Genomic DNA, 14,259 nt, shown 5'->3' with positions numbered 1-14,259 from the left:
GTCACTCGATGGTGGTATGTATCGGTCATTGGATAGGTCGGCCTAATTGTTTAGGGAATCTAAGTACCGAACGGTTTCATTCTAATCATTCGGTATCTCGCGCCTTGTCTTCTTCACCGGCACGTGCTTAGAATCGCTTCGTGTCGGATTCCTGGCGCTTTCGGAAGGGTCTTTGCGACTGATTCCAATCGGGGGCAGCGGATATGTCGATGGCCGGACTGATGTCGAGCGGTCGAATTCCTGTTTTGGGTCGGCGGTGATCTTCGCGGCTGTAGTGGTGGATGCGGGCTTCCGTTGATGGTTCTCGGAATCGTGATGACCAGGCGGGCGGCGGGCTAGCGTGGGTTATGGCTGCTGATCAGGATTTGCCCGTCATCGCTGGGGTTCGTCGGACATCTGTCGAGGCGCGAGGTGTGAGATTCCAGGTGACCGAGGCGGGGGAGGGACGGCCTGTGCTGGCGCTTCACGGGTGGCCGCAACATCACTATGTCTATCGGGACATGCTGGCGAACCCGCCGGAAGGGATACGGATCATCGCGCCTGATCTGCCGGGGTATGGGTGGTCGGGGGCGCCGCCGCATCGGTGGGCCAAAGATGATGTGGCCTCGGATGTGCTGGCGCTGATGGATGCGCTGGGACTTGATAAGGACGTGCTGTTGATCGGGCACGACTGGGGTGGGTTCATCGGGTACCGGATGGTCCTGCGGGAGCCGCAGCGGTTCAGTGGGTTTCTGGTGCTGAACATGGCCCACCCGTGGGCGCCGAAGGGGGATGTGGCTCGGCATGCGTGGCGGTTGTTGGCCTATCAGCCGTTGATGGCGAGTGTGGGGGTGCCGTTGCAGCGGCGGACTCGGTTCTTGGAGTGGCTGTTCGGGAATGCCATGTCCGAGGGGCATGGGATGGATCGGGAGACGATCAAGGTGTTTTCGGAGCGGTTCAGGGATCCGGTGGTGGCTCGGGCGGCTACCGATACGTATCGGACGTTTCTGTTGAAGGAGATTCCTGCTTCGGTGCGGAGTCCGGAGGTTCGGCCGGCGACGGTGCCGGTTCGGGCGTTGTTCGGGAAGGGGGATGCTGCCGTGCATTACTCGTTGGCGGCGGCGGAGACGGTTCGGGCGGATGACTACACGGTGGAGTACGTCGAGGGGTGTGGGCACTTCATCGTGGATGAACGGCCGGAGTTGGTTCGGGAAGCGTTGATTCGGTTGGCGGGGGAGACTCGCTGACGTTTCGCGGAGGCTAACTTTTCGCTGAGGGCTCGCTGGCGCATCGGGTTGCTGCGGGTTGGGGGAGGGGGATGACCTGGTGGTATTCGGCGTGTGCGACTCGGGGTCAGGGGATTGCGGGGTTAGGGTGGCGGGCGCGGTTGGGGTCTACGGCTAGAAATTGGTCAAGTGACCGACTAGTCTGCGGGAAACCTGAAATAGAACGGGTTCACTCTTTTGTGGGTGCGGGCCGGGTGCCTGGCATGCCGCGGTGTGGAAGTGAGGGTGCTATGACGCTGTCCCGGCGGGCTGTGCTGGTTGGTGCTGCGGTTGGTGGCGTGGGGGCCGGCGTCGTGGTTGGCGCGAATGCGGTTGGGGTGCAACCGTTGAAGCGGCAGGGGGCGGGGCAGGATTATCAGGTTGGGGTGGGGATTGCGGATATCACGGGGGCTCCTGCTGGGCAGGGGATGATGGGGTACTCCGAGGCGGATCAGGTTACGACGGGGCTCCTCACTCGGTGTTATGCGCGGGCCTACATCGTGGTGGATCAGGCGACCGGGGATCGGGTTGCGTTTGTGAACACCGATAATGCTTGTCTGTTTCAGTCGGTGCACCTGGTGGTGATGCAGCAGTTGCAGCAGCGGTTCGGGGGGATGTACACCGAGCGGAACGTGAATCTCAATGCGACGCATAACCACAACTCGTGTGGTGGCAGCGCTCGGGAGTATGCGTATTCGCTTGCGGCGATGGGGTTTCAGCAGAACTCGCATGATGCCGAGGTGAACGGGATCGTCAAGGCGATCGTGAACGCGCATGAGAACATCGGGCCGGGGTCGATCATGCTGGGGCATGGGGAGCTGCACGATGCGAGTGCGAATCGGTCGCGGGTGGCGTTCGAGGAGAATCCGGCCGAGGACAAGGCGGAGTTTCCGGATGCCATCGATCCGAAGATCACGGTGCTGCGATTCCGTAAGGGCGGCAGGGATGTTGGGGCTATCACGTGGTTTGCCACGCACGGCACCAGCCTGACCGATCGCAACACTCTGATCTCCGCGGATAACAAGGGCTATGCCAGTTACCGCTGGGAGCACGACGAGATGGGGGTGCGGCATCTGGATGGCGCGCCGGCGTTCGTGGCGGCGTTCCCGCAGACCAACCCGGGGGATATGACCCCCAACCTGTGGATCCGGCCGATGCACCCGTCGGGGCCCACGGAGGACAATCGCACCAACTGCGCCATGATCGGCGAGCGCCAATATCAGGCGGGCCGAAAGGCTTTCGACGCGGCGTCGCCGATGAGCAGTGCCGGTGTGGACTCGGTGCTGCACTATGTGGACCTCTCCGACACCGCCATCGACGGTGACTACACGCCGGATGGGAAGCCTGCCCGCACCTCGCCCGCCATGATGGGTGCGGCGGCGATGGCGACCAGTACCGAGGACAACTGGAATTCGCAGCTGTCGTTCCTGCAAGAGGGTGACTCGAATCCGATGGTGGCCGCGCTCGGCGGGCTGAACTCGCCGATCGAGCAGTGGATGCGGGATGTGCAGGCGCCCAAGCTGATTCTGGCGCCGCTGGGGATTCTGCCGCCGCGGCCGTGGGTGCCGCAGGTGGTGCCGTTGCAGTTGATGCGGATCGGCGATCTGGTGTTGGCGTCGGGGCCGTCGGAGTACACGGTGGTGTCGGGGTTGCGGATTCGCCGCATCGTCTCCCGCGCGCTCAATGTTCCGATCGAGAATGTGCTCGTGCAGGGCTATTCGAACGGTTACAACGGGTATGTCACCACGCCGGAGGAATACGCGACCCAGCAGTACGAGGGTGGTGAAACCCTGTACGGCCGGTGGACGCTGTCGGCGCACATGCAGGAATTCGACCGGCTGGCAAAGGCTTTGGCGGCGCGCATCGACCTCGGGCGCGGACCCGCGCCGCTCGATTGGAGCTTCGGGCTGCAGCCGAACTTCCTGCCGCCGGTGCCCGCGGATCTGCCGCACGCCGGGCGCGCCTTCGGTGACGTACTCACCAAGGCGGACGCGAACTATGGTGCGGGGCAGACTGTTTCGGTGGAGTTCGTGGGCGCGCACCCCAACAACGACTTCCGGCTCGACGGCACCTACTTCGAGATCCAGCAGGGCGTCGGTGACATCTGGCGGCGCAGCTACGACGACAACGACTGGTGCACCGAACTGCATTGGTCCCGCCCGGACGGACAGCCCGCCGCATCGACCATTCGCATCCAGTGGACCGTTCCGGACGACGCGCCCTCGGGGCGATACCGGATCGCCTACACCGGTAACAGCCGCGACGCCGCCGGGACGATCAACGAATTCACTGGCACCTCGGCAGAATTCATGATCGGCTGAAGAAATGTTCGTTCGACCCGCTGAACCCGCCGACGAGAAGCTCCTCTGGGCGATGCTCTATGAAGCCTCCTACTCCCGCGAGCAGGGCAGGCACTCGCCCGACGAGCTGCGAGACGTCCCCCACCTCGGCCATTACGTCGAAGGCTGGGGCGCGGCAGGCGATCTCGGCGTGGTCGGCGGATTCGACGGGGTGCCGCTGGGTGCTGCCTGGCTGCGACTGTTCGATCCCGTGGACCCGGCCTACGGGTACATCGACGCCGACACTCCGGAGTTGGCCATCGGTGTCGCGCCCGAGGGCCGCGGCACGGGACTCGGCACGGCCCTGATGACCGCCCTGCTCGACGCCGCACGCGACACCTACGACGCCGTCAGTTTGAGTGTCCGCCTGGAGAATCCGGCGCTGCGGCTCTACGAGCGGCTCGGGTTCGTCGAGGTGGAGGGCTCCCGCAAGGCCAATCCGGCCGGAAGCGTCAGCGTCACCATGGTTCTGCGTTTCTGATCAGCTGTGCCAGGTGACCACCTGGTCGAGTGCGGCCCGCGAGGTCCGGAAACCGTTGGCGGCGTGCTCGTCCGCCGCATACCCGAACGACACTCCGGCCAGCACCTGGCGATTCGCGGGCAGGTCGAAGTAATCCCGCAGGAACGGCGAGTAGGTCGCGAGCGCGGCCTGCGGCGCGGTGGCCACACCCAGGCTCTGCGCCGCGAGCAGGAACGACGTCAGATACAGCCCGCAGTCGACCGCGCCGTACGTGCCGAGATCAGCCTCGGTGGTCAGGATCGCGACGTGCGGCGCATCGAAAAGCTCGTAGTTGCGCAGCATTTGGCGCATGCTGCCCGCGTGATCTCCGCGTGCGACACCGACCGCGGTGTACAGCGCCCCGCCGCATTCCCGGCGGCGGTCGCGATACACGCCCTCGTACGAAGCGGGGAACGGGATGTCGGTGGCGATCGCCGCACCGTCGATGTGGTCGAGCAGTGCCTTGCGGAAGCGGTCGGTGGCGGCCGGATCCTCCGTGATCACCAACTGCCACGGCTGGGTGTTGCACCAGGACGGTGTGCGCTGGGCCAGGCGCAGGATCGATTCGATGTCGGCGCGGGGGACCGGGTCCGGGCGGAAGGCCCGGCAGGTGTAGCGGTCGGCCAGTAGTGATTCCAGCGTGGCGTAGCGGTCGGACATGTCTCACCCTCCGAATGTGGTCCCATTTCGAGACCAGGCCCAATGCAGTCTCATATTAGGACCAGATGGGTAGGATCGGAAGATGCGGTACGAGGAACTTTCCGACGAGCCGTGCTCGATCACCCGGGCGCTGGTCGTCTTCGGCGACCGGTGGACGCTGCTCATCCTCAAGGCGGCCTTCTCCGGGGTGCGCCGGTTCAACGGCTTCCAGGCGTATCTCGGCATCTCCCGCGGCCGGCTGCAGGATCGCCTCGACCGGCTGGTGGAGCACGGGATTCTGGCCAAGCAGCCGACCGAAACCGGCACCTACGAGGAGTACCGGCTCACCGCCAAGGGCCACGACGTGTACCCGATCCTGATGGCCTTCCGGGACTGGGGCGACACCCATATGGCCCCGGACGGACCGCCGGTCTACTACCGCCATCGCGACTGCCCGGGCGAGGCGCACGTACACCTCGAATGTGATTCCTGCGGAAAGGAACTCACCGCACGTGACGTCGCTCCCGAAGCCGGTCCCGGCATGACCGCGCCGGTCCGGGAATGACGGGCCGAGTCGAATCAGGCTGTAGCGCTCAGGATTTCGCGAGATCGAAGGCCAGGCATCCGGCGGCGAGGTAATCGTCGCGGTCGATCAGCATCTTGATGTCGGGGCGATCGGCCTCCGGAATCCGGGCCAGCTCCTCGTGTACGGGTGTCCGGAACGCCTCGGCGCGCGCGGTCATCACCGGCAGCCAGTTGTCGTGATGGTTGGGCACGAACACCTTCGGGCGCAAGGCCTCGACGTAACTGCGCGGATCACGCAGCCCGTTGGTGAACTGATTGAAGCCTTGCACCGCACCGATATGCACGTCCGAGGCGGGCAGGCCGCGCAGTACGTCCAGCACACCGGGCGCCTTGTCCAGCAGCGGCCCGGACGAATCGTGCCAGGTCAGCACGAACTCACCGAGGCGGAACTGGTACAGCAGCACCCCGCCTTCCGGCGCGAACAGATTCCGTGCCAGATGCCCGGCATCGGTGAGATTCGGTGGGTACGTGCGAATATCGCAGAGGCATGGCCGGGGCCGCACGGGAGTCGAGGCATCATGCCCCTCGTGGCGCGGTGTCCGCGCGGAGTGGATGTGGCGGATCGCTGTCACCGACAGCGCCGGGGCGAGTTCGAAATCGTGACGCTCACCCGGCGCGGACGTACTGGAACCCAGTTCCTTGCAAGCCAATTCGGCTCCGGGTACCTGCTTGCGGACCGTCACGCAATGCTCGGCAGTGCCGTGCACCACCGCGCCACTGGCCCGCGCGATCGCCCCCGCGTCGGCGGCGTGGTCGAAGTGCCCGTGCCCGATGAAGATCGCGACCGGCTCCAGCGCGGCCACCTCCTCGGGCGTGGTCGGCACGTACCCGGAGGTCGCCCCGCGCGGCACCCACGCATCCAGGAGGAACACCACACCGCCCATGGCGACCGCGAAACTCGCGCACCCGAACCACGACACCAGCACCTGATCGTCGCGCACCGCGCCGGTGACCGGATCCACGGCAGCCTCGCCGAAGAAGCGCTGACGTGCGGCGATCATCTGACTGCTGGGCACCCGAATCCCCTTGTCTCGCGTCGCGGCCGGTCGGACCCGGGCGCGCCGTCCCGCATTCTGCCCGGTACCGACCGGACTGTCACCCAATCGCCCTCACCCGACCGCGACGGCCCGCCCCGCCGTCGCCCGATCCGACAGCCACGACATCCCGCGCTCCAGCGGCCCCCGGCCGAAGGCCAGCACCCACAGCGTCGACGCCCCGACCGTGAGCGCGAGGAAGACGACCAGCAGGGCATTGCCGGATGCCTCCGCCACCACGTCGCCGAGTAGCCATACCGCCACGATGTGCGCCGAATACACCGTCAATGGAAGGGTTCCGACGGCGATGACGGGAAACAGTATGGGCCGCAATCGTTCTGCCGCCAGTAGCAACGCACCGATCACCGTCAAGGCGAATCCCACCGATCCCACGATCTCGAAGGTCGATCCGGAATGCGGTTCGGCTGTGCGCAATTGGGTCCACTCGGTGGCATCGGCAGCGTCGAAACGACCCAGCACCCAGGCACCGCCGTAACCGAGAATCATCATCGGCACACCCGCCGCGAGCATCCGCAGCCGAGTCACCCGCGCGGTCAGATCGCTACGGCCCAGCGCAAGTCCGATGAGCGCGAACGTGATCCACACCAGCCCCGGATAATCCCCGGTGATCGCCAGATCGGTCACCTGCGCACCGGAGCACTCCGCCGCCATCGAATCACAGCTCGACGGCACCAGCGTGCCCAACCACACCGTCAACGGCGGCGCGACCACCGCCCACCCCGCCGCCAGGACCAGCAGACGCCGCGGCGACCAGTTGAGGAACGGCAGGCAGCACGCGAACAACAACGCATAAGTCTGCAGAATCACCGAAATCCCGGTATCCAGCATCGTCAGCACCCCACCCAACGCGAACAACACCAAGGCGCGCACCAGAATTCGCAGCCGAACCCCAACCAGCTCCGCCCCGCTCGGCGGCCGCTCCCGCCCACTCAACAGCGCGATCGACACCCCGGCCAGCGTCGCGAACAGAATGGATGACCGCCCCGCCGCCACCGCAAGCCAACTCCCCGGATCGCTCCACGCCAACTCCCGCAGCACCCCGACATGCACCGTGATCATGCCCAGCACCGCAATCCCCCGTGCGGCATCGATCCCCGCCAGCCGAGTCGCGGCCGTCGATGGCCGCGCGGGCACGGCGAATCCGATCGTCATACCCGCATCGTGCCCAGCGCATCATGAGCGGATCATGAGGAGGCGAGTATCGATTGCCTGGACGGGGGATGCGGCGGCTCGGGAAGGGTGGGGCGGGCGAGGAATTCGGGGGGATTCGCCGGGAAATTGTGAGCGGCTGCGGAACTGCGGTGGAACGCCTGGGGCGGGTGCAAAAGGGCATTCGCACCGTCGCGGAGGTAACCGAGACCTTGCCGTTGCCGTGGGCTATCGGTCGGTGAATCCCGGAATCACACTGTGACCAAGCGGTCTGTAAATGTTCAGCCCCTCGTTAATCAATCGGCGTTGCATCGATTTCAGAGGTAGCTGAACGAAGGCTACTCGAAGGGCAAAGGGGCCTTCCATGTACCCGGAAGTGCATGTGGCCGCGCACGATCGCGATGACCACAAGTACACGATGCGCATCAGCCGGCTGGCGATCGACAAGCTCGGTATCCGGCTGTACGACAGGGTTTCGGCGGTTCTGGCCGAACTCATCGCCAATTCCTACGACGCCGACGCCACCGAGGTGGAGGTCGTGCTGCCGTGGGGTGCGATGCTGGCCGGAACCGTCCGGGCCGCAGACGAACCGGCATACGAGATCGTCGTGTCCGACAATGGGCACGGCATGACCGCCGACGAGATCAACGAGCACTATCTGATGGTCGGCTCCGACCGGCGCGTGCGCACCGGGTCGGATCTGTCCCGCGAGCGGCGGCGGCCGGTCATGGGGCGCAAGGGAATCGGGAAGCTGGCGGCCTTCGGGATCTGCCGCACCATCGAGGTGATCACCGCGGGCAGCCGCGAGGATGATCGAACCCCATTGGGCTGGAACGTCTCTCACATCGTGATGGATCTCGACGACATGCTCTCCGATACCGAGAGCGACTACTTCCCGCGGCCCGGACCTCTGGACGGCACCTTCACGTCCAAGCGCGGGACCACCATCATCCTGCGCAATTTCCTTCGCAAGCGGGTCAATACGGGTACCGAGCTGAACCGCCAGCTGGCGGCGCGCTTCGGCATCGAGCGCGCCGACTGGCGGGTGGAGGTGCGCAACACCATCGGGCAGGAGAGCTTCATCCTCGCCCAGCTGCCCATCGACGTCATGGAGGAGACCCGCATCGATGTCGGCCGGGTGCCGGTGCGCTTCGGGCGGCAGTTCCTGCCCCTGACCGGATGGATCGCCTACTCCAAGCAGCCGTACCGCGATGACGCCATGGCCGGTGTGCGCATCTACGCGCGCGGCAAGATCGTCGCGCAGACAAGGGATTTCGGCATCTCCGCCGGATTCACCGGGGAGTTCAAGCTGCGCTCCTACCTGGTCGGCGCGATCAATGTGGACTGGCTCGACGATGACGACGACCTCGTCCGCTCCGACCGCCAGGACATTATGTGGAACTCTCCGCGCGGCGAGGCGCTCGCCCAGTGGGGCCGGGCGCTGATCAAGGAGATCGGCCGTCTCGGCGAGAAATCCATTCGCCGCCGGGTCTGGGAGGAGTTCGTGGAGCGCTCCCGCATCCACGAGACCCTCGACGCCATCGCTCCCGGCGACCGCCTGTTCCGCGACTCCGTGCTGGATGCCGCGCGAATCCTGGTGGCGCACAAGGACCGTGCCTCCCTCGACGATCCGGCGCACATCCAGAACATGCTGCGCCTGGCCTTGTCGCTGGGCCCGCAGCGCAGCCTGCTCGACACTCTCAAGGAGATCGCCGAGGAGGAAGGCGATCCCGAATTGGATGTCGTGGTCGCACTGTTCGAGCGGGCCCGGGTGGCCGAGATCTACTCGCTGGGCCAGATCGCCAGCGAGCGAGTCGCCGTGGTCGCCCGCCTGCGTGCCCTCATCGACGACCGCCGCTCCCTGGAACGACCCTTCCAGGAGCTGATCGAAAGCGCCCCCTGGCTGCTCGCCCCCGAGTGGACGCCGCTGGGCATGAACGAATCCCTCAAGCGGGTGCGCGCCAGCTTCGAACGCTGGTACGCCCAGAAATTCGGCTCCCCGCTGGTCACCACGACCATCGGCAGCCCGAAGCGGGAACCCGACTTCGTCCTGCTGCACGACGCCGGCGAACTGTGGATCGTCGAGATCAAGCGCATGGACTATCACCTCACCGACGAGGAGTACAACCGCGCCGTCAACTACCTCTACGAACTCGACCACTTCCTCGACGAGAACCCCCGCATCGGCGCCCAATTCCCGCGCCGCCGCCTGACTTTCATCGTCGACCACATCGACAAGCTCGGCCCCGCCTCGCTGTCCTCCCTGGTCAGCGACCAACGGGTGGATCGCCGCACCTGGCGCGAACTACTCGATGCCACCCTGCGCGCCCACCGCGACTTCCTCGAACGCGTCTACACCATGCGCGGCTCCGACCCCGAAGAGGAATCCCGGACCGGCGACATGCGCGCCGGCTGAGACCACCCGCGCCGCACCGTCAGCGCCGGGTCGAAGCGAGCACGACCCGACAGACGCGCCGGTGCCCAGCGCGGGCCCCGGTGCCCGGGCCATCCGAGGGGCAGCCCGGGCACCACCCCTCCCCGAGACTCCCTGCGCGGAACCAAGATCAGGGAGTACTCACCGAGGAATTTCGCCCGAATCACCACGCTGAGTACTCCCTGACCTTGATCCGTTGTGGTGCACGCCCGACACGGCGGGCCCGCCGCACGGATACGCGGGGCGAGTAGATAGTTCGCCGGCCGAGAGGCTGTGACGGGGTGCAGCCAATTGCGGCACGAGAGGGCGGAGCAGTGTGGCCGGAGCGTATCGGGAGTTGGTGCGTGCGTGAGTAATCGGCGGAGCGGTGGGCAGGAAGATATATCTTCCGGGGTTGGTGGATTCGTCTGTGCCGGGTGGCGTACGGATGATGCGGTGGGGGCTGAATTTTCGATATATGGGTGAGGCCGCGTTTGTGCGGGCGGTCGCGTGGCGGCTGGCGTGTTGCGGGTGGCCGACCGGGCGGGGCGCTGTCGTGACACCATGGACCGCGGCACGTGCGGGGACGTGAAATGCAGCCGAACGGTTTCGAGAAGGTTGGTAATGGTGCGCGGCACGGTGAAGTGGTTCGACAGCGAGAAGGGCTTCGGGTTCCTGAGCGCTGATGATGGCGGGCCGGACGTGTTCGTGGAGTACACCGCCGTGCAGGGAGAGGGCTTCCGGTCGCTATTGGAGGGGCAGCGGGTGGAATTCGAGATGCGGTCGACCAAGCAGGGGCCCGAAGCGGTCGCGGTGTGGGTCGCGGCGAAGGTCGGGCGCTAGCGAACGCAGCCCCGGGGCGGCCGGTCGGACCGGCCGCCGCGAGGTGATGCTCGATGGATTCTCTCAGCCGCGCAACCGCCGCCGGAAGAATTCGGTTGATAGAGCCTGTGCATGTTGCCGCTGGGCCGGCTCATCGCGCACGAATTCCACTGCGGCCCGCTCGAACTCGGCCGAGATGAATTCCGCTATCGGTGCGGGGACTTCCCCCGATCCCATTTCCCGGGTGCGGGATTTCAATTCCGTCAATTCCGCGACCGACGTGACGAAATCCCCCGGCAGCTCACATTCGGCCAAGAGTGTCGGCAAATGCATCGGTGCCACCGCATTCTCCGGATGTTCGTGCAGCCACCGCAATGCCATGGCCGGGCGCAGCGAATAGAACACCTTTTTCAGCGACCGATTCGAGTCGAACAACTGCCACTGGCGACGGCCCAGGTGGAGGTAGTGCCGGGCCACCCGGTTGCGGTCGGCGACTTCGTCTGCGAGGGCGCGCAATTCGTCCCGGAATTGCGGGTCGCCCCGGTAGACGATCGGTGACATCAGCCATTCGATCAGTACCGCGTTGCCGTTGACCAGCAGCCGCAGCGCCTTCAGTAGATCCCAGCCGTTGACATCGAGCAGACCGACCAGTGGCGTCTCGATCACGTCCCGGCCGGGCCAGGGCGTGAGGTAGTCGTCGAGCGGCCGCAGGTAGACGAAACGGCAGTCATAGTCCGAGTCGGGGGAGGGAAACCCCCAGGCGCGGCTGCCGCTCTCGATGACGAGCAGCATGTCGACGCGGTGTTCGCGCACGATTCGGTCCAGTTCGCCGTCGATCGTGGCGACCACCGCCGGGTCCATGGAGGCAGGGATCGAGCGCAGGGTCATGGGAGCCGACGGTAGTGCCCGGGATCCCACTGGTCCAAGCGTTTTTCGCGCGTTAAGCCCCCAGAAATAGGGGCGTGATGGGTGCGTTATATGGCGGGAATTCGACACGAATATGAATGAGGCCACAGATTCATTGCTACGTGACGCCGGTCACATCGCGTTAATTCCCGTAACGGGCCCGGAAATCGGCCCGATACGCTTCATGTCAAGAAGTTCGACTCGAATACTCGAAGAGGTAATTTCATGATCCCCGTTATCATCGACACCGGTTCCGCTGCTCTCAATGGCCTGCTGAACACCGGCTCGGCCGCGCTGTCCGGCATTCTGAACACCCTGTGGACGGGTTCCTTCGGCCGCTGATAGCAGCTGACCGTCGATTGATTCGACTTTCGAAAGCCCGGCCTCGGACTCCGTAGCTCCGATGCCGGGCTTTCGGCTATCTGTGACCGGCGTCTCTGCCGCCCTAAATTCCCCACATCGGACGCGCAATTCGCTGCACGTTTGCTGAAATTCGGTGTCGCACTTTCGTTTAGACACACCCACGGCAATGCCCTATGTTTGCCGCATCCGGACGGTCGTCCATGACTCACTCGCACTGATGATGCGGACATGGTCGTGTCCAGAGGGAGTGTTCGAGTGTTGGTGTCCACATGAACGTCGAGGCACTGCAGAGCAGTTGGCGGCTGGTCGAGCGGGTCGGCGACGAGGCCGTCCAGTACTTCTACGCGCACCTGTTCCTGGCGCACCCCGAGGTGCGCGAGATGTTCCCCATCCGGATGACCGGGCAGCGCGAGAAGTTCTTCGCCGCCCTCGGCCGCATCGTCAGCAATGTCGAATCCCTGGCCGCCGACCCCGAATTCGTGGCCCAGCTGGGCCGTGACCACCGCCGCTTCGGCGCGGTCGGCGCGCACTACCCGGCCGCGGGCGCCTCCCTGCTGGCCACCCTCGCGCACTTCCTCGGCCCGCGCTGGACCGACGAACTCGCCCAGACCTGGACCGCCGCCTACTATGCGGTGGCCGACATCATGATCGACGCGGCCGAGCAGGCCTCGAACACTCCGGCCTGGTGGGACGCCGAGATCGTCGCCACCGAACGCCGCAGCATCGACGTCACCGTGCACACGCTGCGCCCGCATCTGCCCTACAACTACGCGGCAGGCCAGTCGCTGGCCGTCGAGATCCCACAGCGCCCGCGCCTGTGGCGCTACTACTCGCCCGCCAATGCCCCGCGCCCCGACGGCACCTTCGAGATCCACGTGCAGGTGGTCGACGGCGGCGAGGTCAGCACCACCTTCGCCCGGCAGGTCCGCCCCGGCGATCAGGTCCGGCTCGGCTCGCCCGTCGGCACCGCCTTCCAGATCCCTTCCGGTGCAGTGGAAAACCTGCTGCTGATCGCGGGCGGCTCGGGTCTCGCGCCGCTGCGCGCCCTGGTCGACAGGTTCGCCCAGGAGGCCGAGCACATGACCGTGCCGCGCGTACAACTACTGCACGGAGTGCGCACCTCGTGGAATCTCTACGACCACGAGGCCCTCACCGCGCTCACCGACAATCCCTGGTTCTCCTATACCCCCGTGGTTTCCGAGGATCCGGGCTTCCACGGCGTGCAGGGCACCGTCGGCGCGGTGGCCGCCCGCGGCCGCGACCTGACCGGCACCACCGCGCTGGTCTGCGGCTCGCCCGCCATGGTCACTGCGACCGTGACGGCGCTGACCACCGCCGGAATGCCGCGCCACGCAATCAGATTCGAGACGTTCGGACAGGCGCCGGGTGCCAACCACGCCGAGTCACAGAGGAACAAGGTGGCCCAATGGATGTGAAGCCCGACGACATTCGTTCCGTTCGCTTCAAGAACGCGCGCCTGGGCCGCAAGGGTTACGACGCCGAGGAGGTCGACCGCTTCCTCGAGCATGTCCGCGCCGCCATGACCCGGCTGGCCCGCGAGAACCGCAATCTCACCCTCACCAGCAATTCCCCGGAACTGGCTCGGCTGCAACGGGAGAACATGCAGCTGTCCGCCAAGAGCGAGGCCCTGCAGATGCAGATGCAGACCATGGCGTCGGCCGGTGAGGTGGCCGAGTTGCAGCAGCAGCTGGCCAACGCGCACTGGGAGATCGCAAGGCTGCAGGACGATTTGGAGAAGGACGAGCTGGGCATCAGCGCCCGCGCCGTGCACGTCCTCAACCGCGCGCAGCTCTCCGCCGACAGCATTGTCGAACAGGCCGAACAGCATGCGCGCGACCTGATGTCGGTCGCGCGCGCCCAGCAGCGCGAATTGCTGCAGCGGGCAAGGGATTCCGCGGGCTCGACCCGAGTCGGCTATCCGGATCCGGAGCTGGAGGACCAGCGCCACGAGCAGCTGCGCGCCTACTCCGAGCTGCTGCGGTCGCAGTTGCAGGCCATTGTCGCCACCTTGAACATCGAGGTCGACAAGCTGGCACTGCTGCCGCTGCCGGGAGCCACCGTCGGTGCGCTGCCCGGTGATCCGTTCCCCTCCGGCCTACCGGCCGCGGGCGTGGAACACGCAGCACAGCACTGAAATACGCAGCACAGCACTGAAATACGTAGTCACAGCATCGAGTCCTCGCGACAGCCCCGCGAGGAACAGCCCACGCGAGAACAGAATTGG

The 14,259-nt window shown here is 65.8% G+C and carries 12 protein-coding genes; 8 read left to right on the top strand and 4 right to left on the bottom strand.

Features of this window, described 5'->3' with window-relative positions; translation table 11 throughout:
* Window positions 1-347 precede the first annotated feature (347 nt).
* The 3 genes from ACFXHA_RS37235 (at window position 348) to ACFXHA_RS37225 (ending at window position 4,064) form a co-directional block, all read left to right on the top strand.
* Window positions 348-1,226, top strand: coding sequence for an alpha/beta fold hydrolase (locus ACFXHA_RS37235; protein ID WP_379364675.1), 879 nt, complete (start codon window positions 348-350; stop codon window positions 1,224-1,226).
* Window positions 1,227-1,495: 269 nt separating this feature from the next.
* Window positions 1,496-3,565, top strand: a complete 2,070-nt coding sequence (locus ACFXHA_RS37230) for a neutral/alkaline ceramidase (RefSeq protein WP_379364673.1) — start codon at window positions 1,496-1,498, stop codon at window positions 3,563-3,565.
* 4 nt (window positions 3,566-3,569) lie between these two features.
* Window positions 3,570-4,064, top strand: coding sequence for a GNAT family N-acetyltransferase (locus tag ACFXHA_RS37225; RefSeq protein ID WP_379364671.1), 495 nt, complete (start codon window positions 3,570-3,572; stop codon window positions 4,062-4,064).
* On the opposite strand, the gene ACFXHA_RS37220 is transcribed toward ACFXHA_RS37225, so the two are convergent.
* On the bottom strand, window positions 4,065-4,742 hold the full coding sequence (locus ACFXHA_RS37220) for a nitroreductase (protein ID WP_379364669.1): 678 nt from the start codon (window positions 4,740-4,742) through the stop codon (window positions 4,065-4,067). It abuts the gene before it with no gap.
* An 82-nt stretch (window positions 4,743-4,824) separates the two neighbouring features.
* On the opposite strand from ACFXHA_RS37220, the gene ACFXHA_RS37215 reads away from it, so the two are divergent.
* Window positions 4,825-5,286 (top strand): winged helix-turn-helix transcriptional regulator, encoded by a 462-nt coding sequence (locus ACFXHA_RS37215; RefSeq protein WP_379364667.1) that lies wholly within the window; start codon window positions 4,825-4,827, stop codon window positions 5,284-5,286.
* Window positions 5,287-5,314: 28 nt separating this feature from the next.
* Here the strand turns inward: ACFXHA_RS37215 and ACFXHA_RS37210 are convergent, their stop codons facing one another.
* Together ACFXHA_RS37210 and ACFXHA_RS37205 are read right to left on the bottom strand one after the other, a co-directional pair.
* Window positions 5,315-6,322 (bottom strand): MBL fold metallo-hydrolase, encoded by a 1,008-nt coding sequence (locus tag ACFXHA_RS37210; RefSeq protein WP_379364665.1) that lies wholly within the window; start codon window positions 6,320-6,322, stop codon window positions 5,315-5,317.
* 93 nt (window positions 6,323-6,415) lie between these two features.
* On the bottom strand, window positions 6,416-7,513 hold the full coding sequence (locus ACFXHA_RS37205) for a heparan-alpha-glucosaminide N-acetyltransferase domain-containing protein (RefSeq protein WP_379364663.1): 1,098 nt from the start codon (window positions 7,511-7,513) through the stop codon (window positions 6,416-6,418).
* 361 nt (window positions 7,514-7,874) lie between these two features.
* Here ACFXHA_RS37205 and ACFXHA_RS37200 point away from each other — a divergent pair, with 361 nt between their 5' ends.
* On the top strand, window positions 7,875-9,926 hold the full coding sequence (locus tag ACFXHA_RS37200) for an ATP-binding protein (protein ID WP_379364661.1): 2,052 nt from the start codon (window positions 7,875-7,877) through the stop codon (window positions 9,924-9,926).
* A gap of 621 nt (window positions 9,927-10,547) precedes the next feature.
* Complete coding sequence (locus tag ACFXHA_RS37195; protein ID WP_379364660.1) at window positions 10,548-10,766, top strand: cold-shock protein; 219 nt, start codon at window positions 10,548-10,550, stop codon at window positions 10,764-10,766.
* 63 nt (window positions 10,767-10,829) lie between these two features.
* Here ACFXHA_RS37195 and ACFXHA_RS37190 read toward each other — a convergent pair whose 3' ends face one another.
* Complete coding sequence (locus ACFXHA_RS37190) at window positions 10,830-11,633, bottom strand: DNA polymerase beta superfamily protein (protein ID WP_379364658.1); 804 nt, start codon at window positions 11,631-11,633, stop codon at window positions 10,830-10,832.
* Window positions 11,634-12,283: 650 nt separating this feature from the next.
* Here ACFXHA_RS37190 and ACFXHA_RS37185 point away from each other — a divergent pair.
* Both ACFXHA_RS37185 and ACFXHA_RS37180 read left to right on the top strand, forming a co-directional pair.
* On the top strand, window positions 12,284-13,450 hold the full coding sequence (locus tag ACFXHA_RS37185) for a globin domain-containing protein (protein ID WP_379364656.1): 1,167 nt from the start codon (window positions 12,284-12,286) through the stop codon (window positions 13,448-13,450).
* The gene (locus ACFXHA_RS37180; protein ID WP_379364654.1) at window positions 13,441-14,169 is read left to right on the top strand and encodes a DivIVA domain-containing protein; all 729 of its coding nucleotides are present in this window, start codon (window positions 13,441-13,443) and stop codon (window positions 14,167-14,169) included. Before ACFXHA_RS37185 ends, ACFXHA_RS37180 begins: the two co-directional genes overlap by 10 nt.
* Window positions 14,170-14,259: the final 90 nt, after the last annotated feature.

Origin of the sequence: Nocardia sp. NPDC059240 (genome assembly GCF_042753865.1) — a bacterium.
In the GTDB taxonomy this organism is placed as follows: Bacteria; Actinomycetota; Actinomycetes; order Mycobacteriales; family Mycobacteriaceae; genus Nocardia.
This window is presented reverse-complemented; position numbering and strand designations above follow the sequence as displayed.